Source organism: Streptomyces laurentii (genome assembly GCF_040635425.1).
Lineage (GTDB): Bacteria > Actinomycetota > Actinomycetes > Streptomycetales > Streptomycetaceae > Streptomyces > Streptomyces laurentii.
This window is the reverse complement of record NZ_JBEYHT010000023.1, coordinates 25,903-48,958: the sequence shown is the minus strand read 5'-3', so window position 1 is coordinate 48,958 and position 23,056 is coordinate 25,903. Positions and strand designations below refer to the sequence as shown.

17 protein-coding genes and 1 tRNA gene are annotated in these 23,056 nt (G+C 72.0%); 14 read left to right on the top strand and 4 right to left on the bottom strand.

From position 1 onward, the window contains the following. Positions 1 to 80 precede the first annotated feature (80 nt). Positions 81 to 626, top strand: a complete 546-nt coding sequence (locus ABZ693_RS16895) for a GNAT family N-acetyltransferase (RefSeq protein ID WP_359877314.1) — start codon at positions 81 to 83, stop codon at positions 624 to 626. Between the two features lie 29 nt (positions 627 to 655). Here the strand turns inward: ABZ693_RS16895 and ABZ693_RS16890 are convergent, their stop codons facing one another. Then, positions 656 to 1,483, bottom strand: a complete 828-nt coding sequence (locus ABZ693_RS16890; protein ID WP_359877312.1) for an MmyB family transcriptional regulator — start codon at positions 1,481 to 1,483, stop codon at positions 656 to 658. 425 nt (positions 1,484 to 1,908) lie between these two features. Here ABZ693_RS16890 and ABZ693_RS16885 point away from each other — a divergent pair, with 425 nt between their 5' ends. The 3 genes from ABZ693_RS16885 (at position 1,909) to ABZ693_RS16875 (ending at position 6,833) form a co-directional block, all read left to right on the top strand. Further along, entirely contained in the window at positions 1,909 to 4,269 is a 2,361-nt protein-coding gene (locus ABZ693_RS16885) for a HelD family protein (RefSeq protein ID WP_359877310.1), read from the top strand. 515 nt (positions 4,270 to 4,784) lie between these two features. Continuing rightward, positions 4,785 to 6,194: an NAD-dependent malic enzyme gene (locus tag ABZ693_RS16880; protein ID WP_359877307.1), complete on the top strand. Its 1,410-nt coding sequence runs from the start codon at positions 4,785 to 4,787 to the stop codon at positions 6,192 to 6,194. Positions 6,195 to 6,551: 357 nt separating this feature from the next. Then, complete coding sequence (locus ABZ693_RS16875; protein WP_331910766.1) at positions 6,552 to 6,833, top strand: HU family DNA-binding protein; 282 nt, start codon at positions 6,552 to 6,554, stop codon at positions 6,831 to 6,833. A gap of 302 nt (positions 6,834 to 7,135) precedes the next feature. Here ABZ693_RS16875 and murA read toward each other — a convergent pair whose 3' ends face one another. Further along, positions 7,136 to 8,476 carry a UDP-N-acetylglucosamine 1-carboxyvinyltransferase gene (gene murA, locus ABZ693_RS16870; protein ID WP_359877303.1) on the bottom strand — a complete coding sequence of 447 codons (1,341 nt, stop codon included), beginning with the start codon at positions 8,474 to 8,476 and terminating at the stop codon, positions 7,136 to 7,138. Positions 8,477 to 8,793: 317 nt separating this feature from the next. On the opposite strand from murA, the gene ABZ693_RS16865 reads away from it, so the two are divergent. The 9 genes from ABZ693_RS16865 to ABZ693_RS16825 all read left to right on the top strand — a co-directional run bounded on the left by ABZ693_RS16865 (position 8,794) and on the right by ABZ693_RS16825 (position 20,792). Further along, positions 8,794 to 9,354 carry a YqgE/AlgH family protein gene (locus ABZ693_RS16865; RefSeq protein ID WP_359877301.1) on the top strand — a complete coding sequence of 187 codons (561 nt, stop codon included), beginning with the start codon at positions 8,794 to 8,796 and terminating at the stop codon, positions 9,352 to 9,354. 289 nt (positions 9,355 to 9,643) lie between these two features. After that, complete coding sequence (locus tag ABZ693_RS16860) at positions 9,644 to 9,931, top strand: DUF3039 domain-containing protein (protein ID WP_359877299.1); 288 nt, start codon at positions 9,644 to 9,646, stop codon at positions 9,929 to 9,931. 246 nt (positions 9,932 to 10,177) lie between these two features. Continuing rightward, the gene (locus ABZ693_RS16855) at positions 10,178 to 12,007 is read left to right on the top strand and encodes a beta-N-acetylhexosaminidase (RefSeq protein WP_359877296.1); all 1,830 of its coding nucleotides are present in this window, start codon (positions 10,178 to 10,180) and stop codon (positions 12,005 to 12,007) included. A gap of 244 nt (positions 12,008 to 12,251) precedes the next feature. Then, positions 12,252 to 13,139 carry an FAD binding domain-containing protein gene (locus tag ABZ693_RS16850; RefSeq protein ID WP_359877293.1) on the top strand — a complete coding sequence of 296 codons (888 nt, stop codon included), beginning with the start codon at positions 12,252 to 12,254 and terminating at the stop codon, positions 13,137 to 13,139. Next, positions 13,136 to 14,581 (top strand): (2Fe-2S)-binding protein, encoded by a 1,446-nt coding sequence (locus ABZ693_RS16845; RefSeq protein WP_359877290.1) that lies wholly within the window; start codon positions 13,136 to 13,138, stop codon positions 14,579 to 14,581. The genes ABZ693_RS16850 and ABZ693_RS16845 overlap by 4 nt, the downstream gene beginning before the upstream one ends. Before the next feature lie 17 nt (positions 14,582 to 14,598). Next, complete coding sequence (locus ABZ693_RS16840; protein ID WP_359877409.1) at positions 14,599 to 16,863, top strand: molybdopterin cofactor-binding domain-containing protein; 2,265 nt, start codon at positions 14,599 to 14,601, stop codon at positions 16,861 to 16,863. 467 nt (positions 16,864 to 17,330) lie between these two features. Next, the gene (locus tag ABZ693_RS16835) at positions 17,331 to 17,753 is read left to right on the top strand and encodes a hypothetical protein (RefSeq protein ID WP_359877288.1); all 423 of its coding nucleotides are present in this window, start codon (positions 17,331 to 17,333) and stop codon (positions 17,751 to 17,753) included. Between the two features lie 10 nt (positions 17,754 to 17,763). Then, positions 17,764 to 20,106, top strand: a complete 2,343-nt coding sequence (locus tag ABZ693_RS16830; RefSeq protein ID WP_359877285.1) for a hypothetical protein — start codon at positions 17,764 to 17,766, stop codon at positions 20,104 to 20,106. A 44-nt stretch (positions 20,107 to 20,150) separates the two neighbouring features. After that, entirely contained in the window at positions 20,151 to 20,792 is a 642-nt protein-coding gene (locus ABZ693_RS16825) for a hypothetical protein (protein WP_359877282.1), read from the top strand. Between the two features lie 13 nt (positions 20,793 to 20,805). On the opposite strand, the gene ABZ693_RS16820 is transcribed toward ABZ693_RS16825, so the two are convergent. Continuing rightward, the gene (locus tag ABZ693_RS16820; protein ID WP_359877280.1) at positions 20,806 to 21,189 is read right to left on the bottom strand and encodes a hypothetical protein; all 384 of its coding nucleotides are present in this window, start codon (positions 21,187 to 21,189) and stop codon (positions 20,806 to 20,808) included. A 98-nt stretch (positions 21,190 to 21,287) separates the two neighbouring features. Then, positions 21,288 to 21,362: transfer RNA gene (locus ABZ693_RS16815), tRNA-Cys, on the bottom strand. Positions 21,363 to 21,577: 215 nt separating this feature from the next. On the opposite strand from ABZ693_RS16815, the gene ABZ693_RS16810 reads away from it, so the two are divergent. After that, on the top strand, positions 21,578 to 23,047 hold the full coding sequence (locus ABZ693_RS16810) for an MFS transporter (RefSeq protein WP_359877278.1): 1,470 nt from the start codon (positions 21,578 to 21,580) through the stop codon (positions 23,045 to 23,047). The last annotated feature ends 9 nt before the right edge of the window (positions 23,048 to 23,056 follow it).

Here is a 23,056-nt window from a genome sequence, read left to right as displayed (position 1 = left end):
CCTCGGCATATGCCTGGTCGTCGCTGCGCGCCTCGCACCCGTATACGCGCGCGTCTCACGCGTGCGTCTAGGGTGCGCGGATGAACCCCATAAAGATCAGGCCCGCCGTTCCCGACAGCCCCGCCGACGCCGCCGCGCTCGCCGCCGCCGTGCTGCGCAACCGGACCTACATGCGGCCCTGGGAGCCGTATCGGACCGAGGCGTACTACACCCCCGCCGGGCAGGCGGAACGCCTCGCCGACGGCGGCCGGCGCTGGTTCGCGGTGGACGAGACGGAGGACCGGGAGACCGGCGGGCGGATCGCCGGCGTGGCGACGCTCTCCGGGATCGTCCTCGGGCCCTTCCGGAGCGGCTCGCTCGGCTACTGGGTCGACCCCGCGTACGGCGGCCGGGGCCTGGCCACCGCGCTGACCGAGGAGGTCTGCCGGGCCGCCCGTGAGGACCTGGGCATGCACCGGGTCGAGGCTGGCACCCTGCTCGACAACCACGCCTCCCAGCGAGTCCTCACCAAGTGCGGCTTCGAACGCATCGGCACCGCGCCCCGCTGCCTTCACATCGACGGGGAATGGCGCGACCACCACCTCTTCCAGCGGATCCTGCACGACGACCCGCCGCCGCGGGGCTGAGCCGGTCCGAGGCCGGAGGGCCGCCGGTCCTACGTCCGGGCGCGCAGCATCGGCGCGCGGGCGTGGGACTTCCGGGGGCCCGGGCGGAAGATCATGATCAGCAGCCGTGCGCCCGGCGCGGTGAGCGGCTGCGCCGCGCAGATCGAGACATGCCCGGCACCCCGCAGCGCGTGATGGATCGGGCGCTCGTCGCCGTCCGGATGGATGTGCGCCCCGCCCGCCTCCCACAGCGGCCCGAGATCGGGATCGGCCCGCACCTCCCGTTCGATCTGCCGCAGCGTCGCGTCGTCGCGGCGCGCGGCCAGCGCGGCGTGCAGCTGCGGCAGCACCAGCGGCGCCCAGCCCTCGCGCCAGTCGACCAGGATCGTGTCCCGGGCGGACGTGTCGAGCAGCATCCAGCGCATCATGTTCGCCGGGGGCACCCCGCCCGGGTACATCTCGGCGAAGTGCCGGTTGTGCGCGAGCAGGTTCCAGGAGGCATCGGTCACGTACGCCATGTGGGTGATGCCATCCACGGCCTCCTGCCACACGCCCGGCACCTCGAGCCCGGACGACGGGTGCAGCGGCCCGGGCGGGTCGCCGATCCCCGCGTACCGGCACAGCGACACCCACTCCTGCTCGTTCAGCCCGAAGAGCCGGGCGACCTGCCGCAGGTAGTCGGCGGGCGGGTTCGGATAGCGGCCCGTCTCCAGGCGGTTGTACGTGTCGACGGCGCGGTTGGTCAGCTCGTCGACCTGCTGCTGCGACAGCCCGCGGGCGCGCCGGCCCCGGCCGGTCGGGCGGGAGAGGCCATGGGCCTCGGGGGCGATCAGCTCGCGGCGCTCCTTGAGCAGGGCACGCAAGGCCGTCTTGTTCATCGCACCCCCGTGTGCCCCGGTCGTTCCGGGTCTGAATTCGTAGGAAAAACGATTCGTAGATATTAAACCGTTCAACGTTCATGCTGTGGGTGCCCCCGGCTTGACCTGCGGGGACACCTGACAACCGGACCGGCGACCCCCCGAGCCGCTCCGGTTCCGGCCGGCCCGGGCGACTCCCCCGTACGCCCGGGCCGGCCCTTTTCTCTGGGGCTCGGTTCTCCTCCGGGGCGCCGGTGCCGAGCCCACAGGGCCGTACACGCCCGGCCCCTCGCCCCTTGGGTACGGACGGCATCGCGCCCCGCTCCCGTCACCCTGCCTCCCGCGCCCGCGCTTCCTCCCGCGTGCCGACCGGGCCCAGGACTGACACGGCGCCCCGGGTGGCGTACGCTCGACGGCTGCCAAGTGCACGTCAGAAGGGGGCCCCGGTGGCCGCGCAGGAAGCCGTCGACACGGTCAGAGACCGTGAGATCGGTGTCGAACAGGAACATCTGGATCAGGTCTACCGCCGCCTGGAAGAGAAGATCCACGAGGCGGAGTTCCTGATGAACGACGCGGCCCAGCGGGGCCATGTCGGCACACCAGGCGCACTCGCCGAGCGTGACGCCCAGGTCTTCCGGGCCGGCATCCATCTCAACCGGCTCAACAACGAGTTCGAGGACTTCCTCTTCGGCCGGATCGACCTCCTCTACGGAAAGGACGGCGAGAAGGGGCCCGACGGCGCGTACACCTCCGTCGAACCCGCCGAGGACGCCCTCCGCGCCGACGACTCCGGCACGTACGCGGAGATCGGCGAGACCCTGCACATCGGCCGCATCGGCGTCCTCGACGCCGACTACGCCCCGCTCGTCATCGACTGGCGCGCCCCCGCCGCCGCCCCCTTCTACCGGTCCACCCCGGTCGACCCGGGCCGGGTCGTGCGCCGGCGCGTGATCCGCTCCAAGGGGCGCAAGGTCCTCGGCGTCGAGGACGACCTGATGCGCCCCGAGCTGACGGCCACCCTCGACGGCCACGAGCTGGCCGTCATCGGCGACGGCGCCCTCATGGCCGCGCTCGGCCAGGCCCGCAGCCACACCATGCGGGACATCGTCTCGTCCATCCAGGCCGAGCAGGACCTGGTCATCCGCGCCCCCGCCGCCTCCGTCACGTACGTCGAGGGCGGCCCCGGCACCGGCAAGACCGCCGTCGCCCTGCACCGCGCCGCCTACCTGCTCTACCAGGACCGGCGCCGCTACTCCGGCGGCATCCTCATCGTCTCGCCGACCCCGCTGCTCGTGTCGTACACCGAAGGCGTGCTGCCCTCGCTCGGCGAGGAGGGCCAGGTCGCCATCCGGGCCCTCGGCTCGCTCGTCGACGGGGCCGAGGCCGACGCGTACGACGAACCCGCCGTCGCCCGGGTCAAGGGCTCCTCGCGGATGCTCGCCGTGCTGCGCAAGGCCGCCCGCGGCGCCCTGGAGACGCCCGCGCCGAAGGCCGTACAGGCGGAACTCGGGGACGAGGAGGACGAGGGCGGCACGGCCGCGCCCCAGGGCACCCCGACGCTTCTGCGCGTCGTCGCCTTCAACCGCCGCCTGGAGCTGAACGCCGACGAGCTCAAGCGCATCCGGCACAACGTGCTCGGGGGCACCGCGCCCGTCAACCTGCTGCGCCCGCGCGCCCGCCGGCTGCTGCTCGACGCGCTGTACACCAAGTCCGGCGCCGCCGGCCGGCACAGCGACCCCCAGCTCGCCGCCGAACTGCGCTCCTCCTTCGACGAGGACGTGTCGACCGAGGACTCCTTCCTCTCCTTCCTCGACGCCTGGTGGCCCGAGCTCACCCCGCGCCGGGTCCTGGACGCCATGGCCGACGAGAAGCGGCTCGGCCGCTGGGCCCGCCGCGTCCTCAACCCCGGCGAGACGCGCCGGCTCGCCCGCTCGCTGCGCCGCCCCGGCCTGTCCGTGCACGACGTGGCGCTGCTCGACGAGCTGGCCACGCTGCTCGGCACCCCGGCCCGGCCGCGCAAGAAGCGCGAGTACGACCCGCTGGACCAGCTCACGGGCCTGGAGGAGCTGATGCCGGTACGGGAGGAGACCCAGCGCGAGCGCGCCGAACGGCTCGCGGCCGAGCGTGTCGAGTACGCCCACGTCATCGTCGACGAGGCGCAGGACCTCACGCCCATGCAGTGGCGCATGGTCGGCCGCCGCGGCCGGCACGCCACCTGGACGGTCGTCGGCGACCCGGCCCAGTCCTCCTGGTCCGACCCCGACGAGGCCGCCGCCGCCCGCGACGAGGCCCTCGGCACCCGGCCGCGCCGCCGCTTCGAGCTGACCGTGAACTACCGCAACCCGGCCGAGATCGCCGAGCTGGCCGCGAAGGTGCTGGCGCTCGCGATGCCCGGCAAGGAGTCGCCGCGCGCGGTGCGCTCCACGGGCGTGGAGCCCCGCTTCGTCGCGCTGGCGGAGCCGGGGACGGCCGCGATGGCCGCCGCCGTACGGGCGGAGGCCGAGCGGCTGCTCGGCGAGGTCGACGGCACTGTCGGCGTCGTCGTCGCCATGGACCGCCGCAAGCAGGCGGCGGGCTGGCTCGGCGGGCTCGGCGACCGGGTGGTGGCGCTCGGCTCCCTGGAGGCCAAGGGTCTGGAGTACGACGCCACCGTGGTCGTCTCGCCCGCCGAGATCGCCGACGAGTCGCCGGCCGGCCTGCGCGTCCTGTACGTGGCCCTGACCCGGTCCACGCAGGCCCTCACGGTGATCGCCGGCGAGCGCGACCTGCCGGACGCGGACGGTGTGCCGGATCTGCTCCGGGACTGAGTGGCCGGAGCGGCCGGAGCGGCCCGTACGCGCGCGGGGCGAGGGAGAACCCGCCCCCGCGCGCGTACGCCCGCCAAGGCCGCTTCCCGGCCCGTACCGCACCCGCTCCTGCGGCCGTCCGGGGCCGGTTCGACGTCAACGCGCGCTTCGGGAATCACGTACCAGGGTGGTTTGTTAGCCTTGTCGTGGCACCGGCTCGATCCAAGCCCCCGGGCCCAACCTTCGTCCCTTAGAGGGACCACTTGCCGCGAGGCGAGCATGGCGGGTCGGTGCCACTTGAACTCGATACATCGACACGTCGATCCGTCGATACACAGTCGAGGCCCCTGTCACCTCCAGGTGACCGGGGCCTCTTCTGTTTCCCTCCGGTCTCTCGTATGGTGGAAAAAGATTTCCGAAAACGAAATGACCGCATTACCTGCTACTGGCAGGTAGGTGCGACGATCGGAGGACGCCGCCGGGCGACCAGTCCGTCGGCGTGGCAGCACGACCAGGGAAAGCAGAGGAACACGGTCATGGCAACGGCGCCCAGCGTCTCGTACTCGATGACGGTCCGCCTGGAGGTGCCCGCGAGCGGCACGGCGGTCTCCCAGCTCACCACGGCGGTGGAGACCCACGGTGGCTCCGTCACCGGCCTCGACGTGACCGCCTCCGGCCACGAGAAGCTGCGTATCGACGTCACGATCGCCGCGACCTCGACCGCGCACGCCGAGGAGATCGTCGAGCAACTGCGCGGCATCGAAGGCGTCGTGCTCGGCAAGGTCTCCGACCGTACGTTCCTGATGCACCTCGGCGGCAAGATCGAGATGGCGTCCAAGCACCCCATCCGCAACCGTGACGACCTGTCGATGATCTACACCCCGGGCGTCGCCCGCGTGTGCATGGCCATCGCGCAGAACCCCGAGGACGCCCGTCGCCTCACCATCAAGCGCAACTCCGTCGCAGTCGTGACGGACGGCTCCGCCGTCCTCGGCCTCGGCAACATCGGCCCGAAGGCCGCGCTGCCGGTCATGGAGGGCAAGGCGGCCCTCTTCAAGCGCTTCGCGGGCATCGACGCGTGGCCGCTGTGCCTGGACACCCAGGACACCGACGCGATCGTCGAGATCGTCAAGGCGATCGCCCCCGGCTTCGCGGGCATCAACCTGGAGGACATCTCCGCGCCCCGCTGCTTCGAGATCGAGGCCCGGCTGCGCGAGGCCCTCGACATCCCGGTCTTCCACGACGACCAGCACGGCACCGCCATCGTCGTGCTCGCCGCGCTGACCAACGCGCTGCGCGTGGTGGGCAAGGACATCAGCGGCGTACGGGTCGTCATGTCCGGCGCCGGCGCCGCCGGTACGGCCATCCTCAAGCTGCTCATCGCGGCCGGCGTCAAGCAGGCCGTCGTCGCCGACATCCACGGTGTCGTGCACGCGGACCGCGCCGACCTGGTCGACGCCGCCCCGGACTCGCCGCTGCGCTGGATCGCCGACAACACCAACCCCGAGGGCGTCACCGGCACTCTCAAGGACGCCGTCGTCGGCGCCGACGTGTTCATCGGCGTCTCCGCCCCGAACCTCCTCGACGGCGACGACATCGCCCGTATGGCGGACGACTCGATCGTGTTCGCGCTCGCGAATCCGGACCCCGAGGTCGACCCGGCCGCGGCCCGCCAGACGGCCGCCGTGGTGGCCACCGGCCGCTCGGACTTCCCCAACCAGATCAACAACGTGCTGGTCTTCCCCGGTGTCTTCCGCGGCCTCCTGGACGCCCAGTCCAAGGCCGTGAACACCGAGATGATGCTCGCGGCCGCAACGGCGCTCGCCGACGTCGTCACCCGGGACGAGCTCAACCCGAACTACATCATCCCGTCGGTCTTCAACGACAAGGTCGCGGGAGCCGTCGCCGGAGCCGTCCGCGACGCCGCGCGGGCGGCCGACGCCTGACGGGTACGCCGCCGGGCCCAGGGGTGCGTGTCGCGGGTCGCCGCACCCCAAACCCGCCTTTAGGGTGGTAGTTCGGCTCCGCCGCGTCGTCACCGGCGTGCGGAGTGGACGTGACGTCACCAGGGCGGGAACCGGCGCTTTTCGTGTGACCCCAGAGGGTGCCGGATTGGCGTTCCCGCCGCTGGTGGGGGCAGGATGCGGTCTGGGCGCGTGGTCTGGGACCGGACCCGGGTCCAGGGAGTGTCCGAGGGCCCTGGCAGCATCGGCTTCGCAGTGCCCACTCATGCGGCCCCGGCCGCATGGACCGCCTCACAGGCAACCCGCCTCACAGGCAAGAAGAAACACGGGAGTAACGAAATGAACCGCAGTGAGCTGGTGGCCGCCCTGGCCGACCGCGCCGAGGTGACCCGCAAGGACGCCGACGCCGTTCTGGCCGCGCTCGCCGAGACCGTCGGCGAGGTCGTCGCCAAGGGCGACGAGAAGGTCACCATCCCCGGCTTCCTGACCTTCGAGCGCACCCACCGTGCCGCTCGCACCGCCCGCAACCCGCAGACCGGCGACCCGATCAACATCCCCGCCGGCTTCAGCGTGAAGGTCTCCGCGGGCTCGAAGCTCAAGGAAGCCGCCAAGGGCAAGTAAGGCCTGGAGGCAGCGCGCCGAGGGCCACTGAGGCCGCCGACCACCGTGGAAGCGGCCCAGGCGGGCCCTCAGGAGCGCTCAGGCAAGCGAAGAGGGCGGCCACCCTGTCAGGGGGTGGCCGCCCTCTTTTCCGTCCCTGAGAAGCCCGGGAAGCTCCCGGAGGCCTCAGGGCCCGGGCCCCGTCCAGGAGTGCCCCCGAGGCGCCCTGGGAATCCCCCGGAAAGCCCACCGCCCGGCCTCGCGCGCCGAAGGGCGGTGCGAGGCCGGGCGGATACAGGGCGGATACGGGGGAGGGGCAGGCGTCAGACCAGCGCGCTGCCCGGCAGCTCGACCTTGGCGCCCAGCTCCACGAGCTTCTCCATGAAGTTCTCGTAGCCGCGGTTGATCAGGTCGATGCCGTGCACCCGGCTGGTGCCCTGCGCCGCCAGGGCCGCGATCAGGTACGAGAAGCCGCCGCGCAGGTCGGGGATGACCAGGTCGGCGCCCTGGAGCTTGGTCGGGCCGCTGACGACCGCCGAGTGCAGGAAGTTGCGCTGGCCGAAGCGGCAGGCCGAGCCGCCCAGGCACTCGCGGTACAGCTGGATGTGGGCACCCATCTGGTTCAGCGCCGAGGTGAAGCCGAGCCGCGACTCGTACACCGTCTCGTGCACGATCGACAGGCCCGACGCCTGCGTCAGCGCGACCACCAGCGGCTGCTGCCAGTCGGTCTGGAAACCGGGGTGCACGTCCGTCTCGAGCGCGATCGCGTTCAGCGAGCCGCCCGGGTGCCAGAAGCGGATGCCCTCGTCGTCGATCTCGAAGGCGCCGCCGACCTTCCGGTACGTGTTGAGGAAGGTCATCATCGAGCGCTGCTGCGCGCCGCGCACGTAGATGTCGCCCTCGGTCGCCAGCGCCGCCGACGCCCAGGACGCCGCCTCCAGGCGGTCGGAGAGGGCGTGGTGGTTGTAGCCGCCGAGCTGGTCGACACCGGTGATCCGGATGGTCCGGTCGGTGTCCATGGCGATGATCGCGCCCATCTTCTGCAGGACGCAGATGAGGTCCTCGATCTCCGGCTCCACGGCCGCGTTGGACAGCTCGGTGACGCCCTCGGCGAGGACGGCGGTGAGCAGGACCTGCTCGGTCGCGCCCACGGAGGGGTACGGGAGAGCGATCTTGGTGCCGCGCAGCCGCTGCGGGGCCTCCAGGTACTGGCCGTCGGCGCGCTTCTCGATCGTGGCGCCGAACTTGCGCAGCACGTCGAAGTGGAAGTCGATCGGCCGGCCGCCGATGTCGCAGCCGCCCAGGCCGGGTATGAAGGCGTGGCCGAGGCGGTGCAGCAGCGGGCCGCAGAAGAGGATCGGGATCCGGGAGGATCCGGCGTGCGCGTCGATGTCGGCCACGTTGGCGGACTCGACGTGCGTCGGGTCCATGATCAGCTCGCCCGGCTCGTCGCCGGGGCGGACGGTCACACCGTGCAGCTGGAGCAGCCCGCGGACCACGCGGACGTCGCGGATGTCGGGCACGTTGCGCAGTCGGCTCGGCCCGCTGCCGAGAAGTGCGGCGACCATCGCCTTGGGCACGAGGTTCTTCGCGCCTCGGACGCGGATCTCGCCCTCCAGCGGGGTGCCGCCGTGGACAAGCAGGACATCGTCAGTGCCGGTCATGAATCTCGCGTTCCGGGTCGTAGGTCGGATGGGCCAGTCAAAAGAGTAAGGGGCGTGGAGACCCCACTCGGGTGGGTGAGGGGGGCCCGCGAATGTAATGAATTCGGCACAACACCCTCTGTTCTCGTGATCTTGCGGAGTGTTACCGTCCGCTTCTTCCGGTTCCTCCTCCGGGGGCACGTGACGGCGCACGGCTGACCTGCGGTGGCGTACGCCTGCCCCGGACCGGCCCGGGCAACCCCCGCGCGTCCCCGCGATCCCCGCGCATCGCCGCGATCCCCGAACGCGGGCGGCTTGGATGCGGGATCATGTCCCGCATGACGGAGGTGTCCTCGCTCACAGGCCGGCTGCTCGTCGCCACCCCCGCGCTCGCGGACCCCAATTTCGACCGCGCGGTGGTCCTGCTGCTCGATCACGACGACGAGGGCTCCCTCGGCGTGGTCCTCAACCGGCCCACCCCTGTGACGGTCGGCGACGTCCTCGCCGCCTGGGCCGGACTCGCCGGCGAACCCGGCGTCGTCTTCCAGGGCGGCCCCGTCTCGCTCGACGCCGCCCTCGGCATCGCCGTCATCCCCGGCGACGAGGGCCCGCTGGGCTGGCGCCGGGTGCACGGGGCGATCGGGCTCGTCGACCTGGAGGCCCCGCCCGAGCTCGTCGGCCCGGCCCTCGGCGCCCTGCGGATCTTCGCGGGGTACGCGGGATGGGGCCCGGGCCAGCTGGAGACCGAGCTGCGCGACGGCGCCTGGTACGTGGTCGAGTCCGAGCCCGGCGACGTCTCCCACCCGCGCCCGGACACGCTGTGGCGCCAGGTGCTGCGGCGGCAGCGCGGCGAGCTGGCGATGGTGGCCACGTACCCGGACGACCCGTCCCTCAACTGAGGCGTCCTCCAACTGAGGCGTCCTCGTCGACCGCTGTCGGAGGACGCGGTTCCGGGTGATCGCGGCCGGCGCGTCCTGGAGGTTCGCGAAACCTTTCGGGGGTGGATCGCACGGTGAGGATCGGTCGTAGCCCTTGGTGATGAACCGTGGCGATGGCAGGACGGCGCCCCGGGCGGAGAAAGGGGCGCACGGAAGCGCGACGGCTCGCCGGGAGCGGGGCGTTCGCCCGCTCGGAGGGGCGCACGCGGGCGGGTCTGGGGGCGCCCCGTACCCAGTACCCTTGGGTCCCATGAGCACTCTCGAGCCCGAGCGCGGGGCAGGTACGGGGATCCTCGTCGAGCCGACGCCGCAGGTGTCCCGCGGCGACGGCGACCACGAGCGCTACGCCCACTACGTCCAGAAGGACAAGATCATGGCGAGTGCCCTCGAGGGCACTCCCGTGGTGGCACTGTGCGGCAAGGTCTGGGTGCCCGGCCGCGACCCCAAGAAGTACCCGGTGTGCCCGATGTGCAAGGAGATCTACGACTCCATGGGCGCCGGCGGCGACAAGGACAAGGGCGGCAAGGACAAGAAGTAGTCCTCCGACGCCAGGCCGGACCGGCCGCGAACGGCCCTCGGCGGGCGCCCCTGAAGGGGTGCGCCCGCCGGGGGCCGTTTGTCATATGCCGTCGAGGCGGGGTGCGGGCGCCGTCCTATGCCGCCGATGCGGGACGCGGGTGCACTTGTGGCCGCCCCGGGAGCGCCCCTACGCTCACGCGTGTTGTGCAGTGCGGAACGCCCGTTGCGCATGATGCAACGACTCGTGTGGCGGAGGACGGACCCGATGAACGCTCACCCCCCGTACCGTGACCTCGACCTGATCCCGGCGCCCCGGGAGGCGGCCCGCCGGGGCGGCGCGCCAGGAGCGTTGGACGCCTCGGGCGCACCGGGGTACGTCACCCTCGACGAGCGCACCACCGTCGACGCCGGCCCCGGCACCCACCGCACCGCCCGCTGGCTGCGCGCCGTGCTCGGCGCCGCGACCGGGCTGCCGCTGGCCGACGGCGCGGGACCGCACGCGATCCGGCTGCGGATCAGCGCCGACGTGGAACGGGAGCACGGTCCGGAGGGGTACGTCCTGTCCGCGGACGGCTCCGTCGCGGACGCGGCCGTCGTCATCGAGGGCGGCGGCCCGGCCGGGGTGTTCTGGGCGGCCCAGACGCTGCGTCAGCTGCTCGGCCCCGAGGCCCACCGCGCGGCGCGCGTCGCGCCCGCCGGGCACGCCTGGGACCTGCCGTCCCTCACCGTCACCGACGCCCCCCGCTTCCGCTGGCGCGGCCTCATGCTCGACGTCGCCCGCCACTTCATGCCCAAGACCGATGTCCTGCGCCAGCTCGACCTGATGGCCGCGCACAAACTGAACGTCCTGCACCTCCACCTCACCGACGACCAGGGCTGGCGCGTCGAGATCGAGCGCCACCCCCGGCTCACCGAGGTCGGCTCCTGGCGGGCCCGCAGCAAGTGGGGCCACCGGGAGTCGTCGCAGTGGAACGAGACCCCGCACGGCGGCTTCTACACGCACGACGACATCCGCGAGATCGTCGCCTACGCGGCCGACCGGCACATCACGGTCGTCCCCGAGATCGACCTCCCCGGCCACTCGCAGGCCGCCATCGCCGCGTACCCCGAACTCGGCAACGGCGACGTCGTCGACACCACCGCCCTGCCCGTCTGGGACACCTGGGGCGTCAACCCGAACGTCCTCGCCCCCACCGACGCCGTCCTCCGCTTCTACGAGGACGTCTTCGAGGAGATCCTCGGCCTCTTCCCGTCGCCCTACGTCCACATCGGCGGCGACGAGTGCCCCAAGGACCAGTGGAAGGCGTCGCCCACCGCGCGGGCCCGGATCGAGGAGCTGGGCGTCGGCGACGAGGACGGTCTCCAGGCGTGGTTCGTCCGGCACTTCGACCGCTGGCTCGCCGCGCGCGGCCGCCGGCTCGTCGGCTGGGACGAGATCCTGGAGGGCGGCCCGGCCGCCGGGACCCCGCTCGTCCCCCTGGCCGAAAGCGGCACTGCGGCCGAGAGCGGCGCCGTGACCGAAGGCGGCACCGTGACCGAGAGTGGCGCCGACGCCGGTCCGGGCGGGACCACCGGGCTCGGCCTCACCCCCGGCGCGACCGTCTCGTCCTGGCGCGGCTACGCGGGCGGGATCGCCGCCGCCGAGGCCGGCCACGACGTGGTCATGTGCCCCGAGCAGCAGGTCTACCTGGACCACCGTCAGGACCCGGGCGAGGACGAGCCGATGCCCATCGGATACGTCCGCACCCTGGCCGACGTCTACCGCTTCGAACCCGTCCCGCCCGGCCTGTCCGAGGCAGCCGCCGCGCACATCCTGGGCACTCAGGCCAACGTGTGGACCGAGGTGATGGAGAACCGGTCCCGGGTCGACTACCAGACCCAGCCCCGGCTCGCCGCCTTCGCCGAGGTCGCCTGGTCCGAGCTGCCCGCGCCCGACGCCCGTGACCTGGCCGGATTCGAGCGCCGGATGACCGCCCACTACCGGCGCCTGGACGCCCTCGGCGTGGAGTACCGCCCGCCCGGCGGACCGCGCCCCTGGCAGCGTCGCCCCGGCGTGCCGGGTCGCCCTCTGGAGGGAACGCCCCCGAACGTGTGAGACCCGCCCGCGCGGCGACCCGACGCGCCCCGCCCGGCGCCGCCGTGACACGGTGAAACGCGGCTCCGGCCCGTTCCGCGCGCCGTCCCGCGCGGAACCTCTCATTCACGGACCCTCGCGACGTACGGTTCGGAAGATGTGCCAGAGTTGCCACGTCCAGGCCGTGAGCACGTACCGTACGCCCACACAGGCGTGACAGCCGGGACGATCGGGGAACTCCGGGACACCGGGAAGGGGCAGCGGGTTGACCACGCACGCACCACAGACGGCACCACACACGGCGCGGTCCGTGACGTTGCCCGCCTCGCTCGACGAGGCCGTGGCGGCACTCACGGCCATGCCGGCCGCCGTTCCCGTGGCCGGCGGCACCGACCTCATGGCCGCCGTCAACCACGGCCGGCTGCGCCCCGCCGGACTCGTGGGCCTCAGCCGTATCAACGAGATCCGCGGCTGGCAGTACCAGGACGGCCACGCGCTGCTCGGCGCCGGCCTCACCCACGCCCGTATGGGCCGCCCCGACTTCGCGGCCCTCATCCCGGCGCTGGCCGCCGCCGCGCGCGTCGCCGGCCCGCCGCAGATCCGCAACGCCGGCACCCTCGGCGGCAACATCGTCTCCGCCTCGCCCACCGGCGACTCGCTGCCCGTGCTCGCCGCCCTGGAGGCCGACCTGGTCGTCGTCGGCCCGCTCGGCACCCGCGAACTGCCCGTCAGTCACCTGCTGGCCGGCCGCGACATGCTGGCACCCGGCGAACTGGTCGCCTTCGTCCGCGTCCCGCTGCTGCACGCCCCGCAGGTCTTCCTCAAGGCCACCGGCCGCACCGGCCCGGCCCGCGCCACCGCCTCCGTCGCCGTCGTCCTCGACCCGGCGCGGCGCGGGGTGCGCTGCGCGGTCGGCGCGATCGCGCCGATGCCGCTGCGGCCGCTGGAGGCGGAGCAGTGGATCGCCTCGCTGGTGGACTGGGACGGCGAGCGGGGGCTGGCGCCGGAGGCGCTGACGGCGTTCGGCGAGTACGTGGGCGCCGCCTGCGTGCCGGACCCGCAGGGGGACGAGAAGGTGCCGCCGACCGTACTGCACCTGCGGCGGACGGTCGCCGCGCTGGCCCGACGGGCACTGGGGAGGGCGCTGTCGTGAGTGACGCACACAAGGACCACACGGACCACACGGAATACGCGGGTCACACGGACCACACCGGTCACACGGAATACGCGGGTCACCCGGACTACCCGGGGCACGCGAACCACCAGCCCCCTACGGGTGGGTGGGAGCCGGTTCCGCAGGGCGAGGGGTACGACGGAGACGCGACCGCGTTCGTCCAGCTGCCGCCCGAGTTCATGCTGGAGGGCACGCCGCTGGAGGCCCCCGGCCACGGCTACGTGCCGCCGATGATCACCCCGCTCACCCCGCTCGCCCCCCTCACGCCGACGACGCCGCTGACCCCGTTCACGACGCCGGACCAGGCCGGGGACCCGATGGCGACCGGCAGCTGGGAGGTCCAGCCGCCGGTGGTCGCCGAGCAGACGGCGCCCGAGACCTGGGGGACGCAGGCGGCCGGACCGGCCACCTACCCGGGGGCGACGGACACGCTGCCGGGGGGCGCGCCCGCGCCGTGGGCGGAGCACGTACGGGAGCAGCCGACACCGGAGCACGTACGGGAACAGCCGGCACCGGAGTACGTCCCGGAGCCCGTACGGGAGACGACGCCCGAGCCGGTGATCGAGCAGATGCCCGAGCAGATGCCCGCGCCGATGCCCGCGCCCGAGCCGGTCACCGCCCCCGTACCGGACACCGTGTTCGTACCGGAGCAGGCGCCTCCGCCGGCCCCGGTACCGGACGCGCCGCTTGCGGCCGACGTGCTGGACGTGCCCGACGCACCCGACGTCCTCGACCTGCCCGACGTACCCGAGGTGCTCGACGTACCGCCCGAGGCGCCCGTCGTACCGGAGGCGCCCGACGCGCCCGCCGTCCTGCCGCCGATGGGCAACGACGAACACCCCCACACCTCCTACGTGCTGCGCGTCAACGGCACCGACCGCCCCGTCACCGACGCCTGGATCGGCGAGTCGCTGCTCTACGTCCTGCGCGAGCGGCTCGGCCTCGCCGGCGCCAAGGACGGCTGCTCGCAGGGCGAATGCGGCGCCTGCAACGTCCAGGTCGACGGCCGGCTCGTCGCCTCCTGCCTGGTCCCGGCGGCGACGGCGGCCGGCAGCGAGGTACGGACCGTCGAGGGCCTGGCGGAGCACGGCGAACCGTCCGACGTCCAGCGGGCCCTCGCCAAGTGCGGCGTGCAGTGCGGTTTCTGCATCCCCGGCATGGCGATGACCGTCCACGACCTGCTCGAAGGCAACCACGCCCCGACCGACCTGGAGACCCGGACGGCCCTGAGCGGCAACCTGTGCCGCTGCTCCGGCTACCGGGGCGTCCTCGACGCCGTCCGCGAGGTCGTCGCCGGACGCGCCGCCCACCCCGACCCGCAGGCCGCCGACGGCCACGGGGCGGCGGGCGGCCACGCCGGCGACGACGCCGCCCGCATCCCGCACCAGATCCCCCACCCGTACGACGGAGGCACGGCGTGAGCAGCGACCCGACGACCATGGATCCCGAGGGCGGGCACGTCCACGGGATCGGCGTCTCGCTCCCGCAGGCCGACGCGCGGGCCAAGACCGAGGGCACCTTCCCGTACGCCTCCGACCTCTGGGCCGAGGGCCTGCTGTGGGCGGCGATCCTGCGCTCCCCGCACCCGCACGCGCGGATCGTGTCGATCGACACGTCGGGGGCGACCGAGATGCCGGGCGTACGGGCCGTGGTCACCCACGCCGACGTGCCCGGCGCCTCCACGTATGGCCGCCGGGTCGCCGACCGCCCCGTCTTCGCCGGCGAACTCGTCCGCCACCACGGCGAGGCCATCGCCGCCGTCGCCGCCGACCACCCGGACACGGCCCGGCTCGCGGCGGCCGCCATCGCCGTCCAGTACGAGGTCCTCGAACCGGTCACCGACCCCGAGGCGGCCTTCGCCGCGGAGCCGCTGCACCCCGACGGCAACCTGATCCGGCACATCCCGCTCCGCTTCGGCGACCCGGACGCCGCCGGCGAGGTCGTCGTCGAGGGCCTGTACCGGATCGGCCGTCAGGACACCGCCACGGTCGGCGCGGAGGCCGCGCTCGCCGTACCGCGCCCCGACGGCGGCGTCGAGATCTACACCGCCTCGACCGACCCGCACACCGACCGCGACCTCGCCGCCGCCTGCTTCGGCCTGCCGCCCGAGCAGGTCAAGGTGGTCGTGACCGGCGTCCCCGGCGCCACCGGCGACCGCGAGGACCCCGGCTTCCAGATCCCGCTCGGCCTGCTCGCGCTGCGCACCGGCTGCCCGGTCAAGCTCACCGCGACCCGCGAGGAGTCCTTCCTCGGCCACGCCCACCGGCACCCCACCCTGCTGCGCTACCGCCACCACGCCGACGCCGAGGGGCGCCTGGTCAAGGTGGAGGCCCAGATCCTGCTCGACGCGGGCGCCTACGCCGACTCCTCGTCGGAGTCGCTGGCCGCCGCCGTCTCCTTCGCCTGCGGCCCGTACGTCGTCCCGCACGCCTTCGTCGAGGGCTGGGCGGTCCGCACCAACAACCCGCCGTCCGGCCATGTGCGGGGCGAGGGCGCGATGCAGGTGTGCGCCGCGTACGAGGCGCAGATGGACAAGCTGGCCGGCAAGCTCGGCCTCGACCCGGTCGACCTGCGCATGCGCAACGTCCTGGCCACCGGCGACATCCTGCCCATCGGCCAGACCGTCACCTGCCCGGCCCCGGTCGCCGAACTCCTCGCCGCCGTACGCGACTTCCCGCTGCCCGAACTCCCCATGGACGCCCCGGAGGAGGACTGGCTGCTGCCCGGCGGACCGGATGGCGCGGGGGAGCCCGGCGCGGTGCGCAGGGGCGTCGGCTACGCCCTCGGCATGGTGCACATGCTGGGCGCCGAAGGCACCGACGAGGTGTCCACGGCCACCGTCCGCGTCCACGACGGCGTCGCCACCGTCATCTGCGCCGCCGTCGACACGGGCTCCGGCTTCTCGACCCTGGCCCGCCAGATCGTCCAGGAGACGCTGGGCATCGACGAGGTCCACGTGGCCTCCGTCGACACCGACCAGCCCCCGGCGGGCCCGGCCACGCACGGCCGGCACACCTGGGTCTCGGGCGGCGCGGTCGAGCGGGCGGCGAAGATGGTCCGTACGCAACTGCTCCAGCCGCTGGCCCACACGTTCGGCATGTCCACCGAACTGCTCCAGATCAACGACGGCCGCATCACCTCGTACGACGGCGTCCTGTCCACCACGGTCGCCGAGACCCTGGAGGGCAAGGAACTCTGGGCCACCGCCCAGTGCCGCCCCCACCCCACCGAGCCGCTCGACGACTCCGGGCAGGGCGACGCCTTCGTCGGCCTCGCCTTCTGCGCCATCCGCGCCGTGGTGGACGTGGACGTGGAACTGGGCACCGTACGGGTCGTGGAGATGGCCGTCGCCCAGGACGTCGGCCGCGTCCTCAACCCGGCGCAGCTGGCGACCCGGATCGAGGCGGGCGTCACCCAGGGCGTGGGCGCGGCCCTCACCGAGAACCTCCGCACCTCACGCGGCCTGGTCCGGCACCCCGACCTGACGGGCTACGCCCTGCCGACCGCCCTGGACGCCCCCGACATCCGCATCGTGAAGCTGATCGAGGAGCGGGACGTCGTCGCCCCCTTCGGCGCCAAGCCGGCGAGCGCGGTCCCGGTCGTCACCTCTCCGGCGGCGGTGGCCTCCGCGGTCCGCGCGGCCACGGGCCGCCCGGTCAACCGCCTCCCGATCCGCCCCCAGGCGGCGGTGGTCACCGCCTGACGTCCCCGACGCTCCTGACGTCCCCGGCACCCCGGACGCCCCTGTCGTCCTTGACGCCCCGGCCCGGACCCTGAAGCAGGGCCCGGGCCGGATCGCCCGATGGGTGGCCGTTCCCCGGGGATCCGCCACGCTCCGAAGCGTCGTGAGCCGTACCCCCGCCGGGAATTCTGTGGCGGAGACGGAGCCGGGAGCGTGTTCCGGTCAGCCTTTGACCCGTGTTGACCGGCCGCGTACGGAGTGATCTCGGGCGGGCGGGCCGGCGCGAGTCCTCTGCCAGGGGTGTCGGTCACTCGGATGGCTTGGCGCCCGAGCGGCGCCGCCCTCGGATCCGGCCATCCTGTTCGCGCACCAGCCCCGCTGCCAACTCCCCCCGCGTTTCGTTGCATTAGCATCGGCAGCCACCAGAGGTTCCCAGGGGAACGGAGCCGACGGGCGGCGGCGTCGCGCCGGTCGGGGGAGGAGAAGCCGTGTCTTTCGACGAGGAGTGGGCGGCTGCCCGCGAGGCCGCGCAGGAGCGCATCGCGATGTGCCTCAACCAGTCGGACCCGTCGCGCGGCGGCGCCAGTGACGCGGATCTGAAGGTCCGGCAGGACCATCTCGGCGCCCTCGGGCACGCCGCCTACGAACTGCACGGCCGTCTCGCCAAGGACGGCAAGCACGCGAGCGCCACCACCGAGGAGGCGGGCGGAGATCTGACGGACAAGGGCTTCCTCACCGGCATCGCGATGAACACCGTGCAGCGCATGTGGAGTTCGCAGCTGCGCACGCTCGTCGACGCGTGCGCCCACATCTCCAACCACCTGGACTACAGCGCGTCCACGCATGCGCGGAACGACCAGGACATCCGTACGTCGATCAGCCAGTCGAAGATCGACCAGTACCTGAAGTAGGGGGCCGGCCATGCTGACGTACGCCAGTGTCATGGAAGCGTCGCTCGCCAAGCTCAAGGCGGCGGTCGACGACTGGGCGGAGATGAAGACCAGGCTCGACCGTCTCACCGAGGACGCGCGGACCAGGATGGCCGCGAAGGCCAAGGACGAGGACTGGCAGGGCACGAACGCCGGAGTCGCCAAGCCGTTCATCGACAAGACCGCCAAGGAGTTCGGCGACGCGGCGAAAGCCGCCGACGGTATCCACAAGATCCTTCAAGAGGGCTACCAGGCGTTCAAGAAGGCCCAGGACGACCTCAAGAAGATCACCGATACCGACGCACCCGCCCAGGGGCTGGTCGTCCGGTTCAACGGAACGGTGGAAGCCGTCCACCCCGTCGCCGAGACGAGCGATCCAGGGGCACGGAACGATCCGGACCACCGCGACCTGGTCCGCCGGGAGGAACAGGCCATCGGTGCCGTGCGGCGGCGCATCGACGCCATCCTCGATACGTGCAACGAGGCCGACGTCGCCTGCTCCAACGCCCTGAAGGCGGACGTCACCACCGACCAGCACGACTTCAGCACCCCGAAGTACACCAGTCTCGACGCCGAAGAGGCGGACCGTGCACTGGAGTTGGCGAAAAAGGGCAAGGAGCTCACGCACAAGGAGCTGGAACGCCTCAACGAACTGCTGGCGGACAACAGCGGATCCAAGGCGTTCGCGCGGGCGTTCTACGACGGGCTGGGGCCCAAGGGGGCGCTGGAGTTCTTCGGCCGGTTGTCGGTGGACACCAGGAACGACGACGGCGAGCTGGACAAGCAGCGGGTCGCCGACGTGCAGGACCTGCAGAAGAACCTCGGCCTCAACCTGGCCCAGGCGACGCAGGGCGGGGACCAGTGGGCCGAAACCTGGTCCAGGGACCTGCGGAAGCTCGGCGCGCAGCCCGTTCCGCTCGGCAGGAACGACTTCAACCCGCCCTACGGGTACCAGCTGCTCGGCGGCATCCTGCGCAATGGCGACTACAGCCCCGCGTTCCTCAAACCGATCGCCGAGCACGTCACCCAGCTGCACGCCAAGGACCCGAACATGTTCGGCAACAACGTGACGAACGGCTGGATGAAGAACCCGTACAACCCGGCGGGCGAGAACGGAGCCGGCTTCGACCCGATGATCTCGGTTCTGGAGGCCCTCGGCCACAGCCCGGAGGCGGCGAAGCAGTTCTTCCTGGCGGACCCGCCGACGGCCTACAACGAGGACGGATCGGTCAACCGCAAGGCCGTCACCCCGTCCACGTCACCCGTGGACCTCTACCCGGACGACGAGGGCAAGTCGTTCAGCGGCTACCTCGACTTCTTCCAGGACGCCGGCTACAAGTCCTTCCCCGACACCCCCGGACGGACCCAGGACGACTCGGCGACCTACCTGCCGGACGCCCTGGGCCACGCCCTGGAGGCGGCCACGACGGGCCACGCGTGGGACGACCCGGGCGCGGGCCTGAAGCGCGACGCCGACACGGCGAAGATCATGAAGGAAGTCATCGAGGACTACGGCTCCGACAGCGAGCTGATGGAACGCCACGAGGCCCTGACGGACAGCCTGGGCCGCATGGGGGCGGCGTACATCGACGACCTCGACTACTCCATCTTCAATTTCGGCGGAACCGGAGATTTCGTCAGGCGTGACGATTTCTTCGCCAACAGCAGTGACGGCAGCTCGCGAACTGACTTCGGTGAGACGGAGAGTGCTGCTTTCATGAGGGCTGTGGCGGGCGACAGTGAGGGGTATCGCACTATTTCGGCGGCCCAGCAGCTTTATGCGGCAAGCGGCATGCATGCCCTGGCGAATGAAAGCGACAACGCCATCCAGTTCGGACTCAACACCGTCAAGGTTCATGGAATTCTCGATGATGCAAGAGGTTTCCATGTCGGGTCGGGATATACGGATGTCGAGGATGCTCGAAATCTGGAACTCGAGAAGGATGCCGAGTGGCGAAAAGCTGCTGTGAGTGGCGCCGTCGGCGCCGTCGTCGGTCTGGGTACGGGGGCGTTGGTGGGTCCGGCTGCCGGAGTGGTGACGGCCACCGTGGTGCCGATGGTCGTGGAGAACGTGGGTGGAGCGGTCAACACCGCGTATGCCACGGATACGCTTCAGTATCTCAAGGATAATGAGTTCGACAACGACGAGGAAGCGCGGAATGACCTTTCCCAGCTGTACAAGCAGGGGCAGGTAAGGGCTGTCCTGCCGCTCACGAACTATGCCGAGTCTCTCGATCTGAGCTCAGCGGAGCGGGCTGACCTCGTGAGTCGGGCGGAATCTGCGTACGGTAACGGAGCGCGGATGATTTCCGGCACCGAGGGAAAGGTCAAGTGATGGGAGCTCACGCCTTCCCGGTCGTACTCAGGGCTGGATCGGTAGTGGCGTTGGTGCTGCTGGCCACTGGATGCACGGGGGATGGAAAAAAGGAGAGTGCGGCCGCCCGGGAGTCGCTGCAGGTTTGTCAAGAGGCTCTCGGAGCTGACGACATCGAAACCTTGGATGTGAAGCTGGGCGGCGACATGCACACGGAATCGCGGCCTTCCCCGGATCTGCGCCGGGCCATGCTCAAGGCCGCACGCGCATGGAACCCGGACTCGGACAAGAATGCACTCCGTGACGTGTTCCCTCGTTGCGTGCTGAAGTGGGATTCCGGCGGGAAGGTGAATGCGGTCGTGAATGGCACCGTAAGGTGGTCGACCGTCAGCCTGGACATGGCACGCAGAGGCGTCGCTCATTGGGGGAAGGTCGCGGATGACATCTACGTGGCCCCTATCGGGGGTTATGGTCATTCCATGGTCGTCCCCTGTGAAGTGGCCGATACGGCCTCAGGGCAACGTGCGCAACTGCTCGTGGAGACCCAGCTGTGGGGTAGCGGGTTGGAGAACGCCGACCCGGCTTTGAGGGCGCGCATGCTCGCTTCCTTTGGTCGTGACATGCAGAAGCTTCTCGACTGCGCATCCTCGCCGAGGATTCCGGACGGGCTGCGGCTCCCCGAAACATCGCTGGCCGGGCCGGCCTGAGGGTACTCAGGGCTCAGGGCTCCGGGGTGGGTTTCGGGGAGAGCAGTTGGTGGATCAGCAGGGTGGTCGCGCGGGTGATCAGGGCTGCCAGCAGGATCGTGCCGAGGCCCGTGACGTGGAGGGTGGAGATCTTCGGGCCCAGCCAGGACAGCAGCCACCAGATCAGGGCGTCCTGGGCGAAGCCGAGGGAGCCGAAGGCCAGGAGTGCGGGCAGGGGGACGCGCTGCGAGGGGCCGATGAAGATCAGTTGGGTGAGGACCGCGAGGACGGCGGCGGCCACGACGAAGGAGAGCAGCGCGTCCGCGGTCTCCGTGCCCAGGGTGATGCCGGGCAGCGTGCCGGCGGCTATGCCGACGCCGACGAGGATGCCCAGCTTGCGTCTGCCTTGATCACTCATGCGGGGACTGTCGCACGGCCGTGAGGCGGACGGGAAGGGGCGTAGGCGGGGGCGTTCCGGACTCCTGGATTCCATCCGAATCCGGGAGTCCGGGCGCGTGGAGACCGTGATCGGATTCGAACCGACGTTGCTCGCTTTGCAGGCGAGTCCCTGGACCACTCGGGTACACGGTCGTGGTGGTGACGGGAACGACGCTACGGCCCGGCCCCCGGGGCGTTCAACGGATGCGGCCGGGCTGCCACACGGACGTCATATGCCTGCCACACGCCTGCCATAAGGCGAGGTCACGGCGGCCGAGGGGCGTACGAGGGGCGTACGACCAAGGGGGCAGCACGGATCCGACTCCGGACAGGGGTCACTACGTCATACGGCCCTTACTCTTGGGCGTATGAGTGCCCTTGAACCGCGCGACGCCGACGTCGCATCCACCCCCGCCGCCCTACCGCCTCTCCCGGCCGGCGGCGGATCCGTGCTGGACCGGGCTCATCGGGCGCTCAGCATCGGCATCGTGTCCGTCGTCCTGCTGATCGCCTTCGAGGCGACCGCCGTCGGCACGGCCATGCCCGTCGCCGCCCGCGAGCTGGACGGCGTCTCGCTGTACGCCTTCGCCTTCTCCGCGTACTTCACGACCAGCCTCTTCGGCATGGTCCTGGCCGGACAGTGGTCCGACCGCACCGGGCCGCTCGCGCCGCTCGCGGTCGGGATGAGCTGCTTCGCCGCCGGTCTGCTGCTGTCCGGGACGGCCGGGACGATGTGGCTGTTCATCCTCGGCCGGGCCGTGCAGGGGCTCGGCGGCGGACTGGTGATCGTCGCGCTGTACGTGGTGATCAGCCGGGCGTACGAGGAGCATCTTCGGCCCGCGATGATGGCGGCGTTCGCCGCCGGCTGGGTCGTGCCGTCCGTCGTCGGACCGCTCGCCTCCGGGACGATCACCGAGCACCTGGGCTGGCGCTGGGTGTTCGTCGGCATCCCCGTCCTGGTCGTGTTCCCGCTGGCCCTCGCGCTGCCCGCGATACGCCGGACCGCCTCCGGCCCCGCCGACCCCTCGGCGCCGGTCCCCGGCTGGGACCGGCGGCGGATCCGGCTCGCGCTCGCGATCTCGCTCGGCGCGGCCCTGCTCCAGTACGCGGGCCAGGAACTGCGCTGGCTGTCGCTGCTGCCCGCCGTCGCCGGTGCCGCGCTGCTCGTCCCCGCCATCCGCGGGCTGCTGCCGCACGGCACCTGGCGGGCCGCGCGCGGGCTGCCGTCCGTGATCCTGCTGCGCGGTGTCGCGGCCGGTTCGTTCATCGCCGCCGAGTCCTTCGTGCCGCTGATGCTCGTCACCGAGCGCGGGCTCAGCCCCACCCTCGCCGGCCTCTCGCTCGCGCTCGGCGGTCTGACCTGGGCGCTCGGCTCGTGGGTGCAGTCCCGGCCGGGCACCGAGCCGTACCGGGAGCGGATGGTCGTCGGCGGCATGGTGCTCATCGCGCTGAGCATCCTGGTCGCGCCGAGCGTGCTCATCCACGGCGTGCCCGTGTGGACGGTGGCGGTCGCCTGGGCCTTCGGCTGCTTCGGCATGGGCATCGCGATCTCCTCCACCAGCGTGCTGCTGCTCAAGCTGTCCGCGCCGGAGGAGGCCGGCGTGAACTCCGCCGCCCTCCAGATCTCCGACGGCCTGTCCAACGTCCTGCTCCTCGCGGCGGGCGGCGCGGCCTTCGCGGCGCTCGGCGGGGGAGCGGTGGGGGACACCGGCGTGGAGTCGGTGGTGCTCGAATCGCACCCCTCGGCCTTCGTGGCCGTCTTCGTGCCCATGGCCGTGGTGGCGGCGGCGGGCGCGTGGGTCGCGACGCGACTGCGGGCGCCGGAACCGGTGGCCTGACCCCGGTCC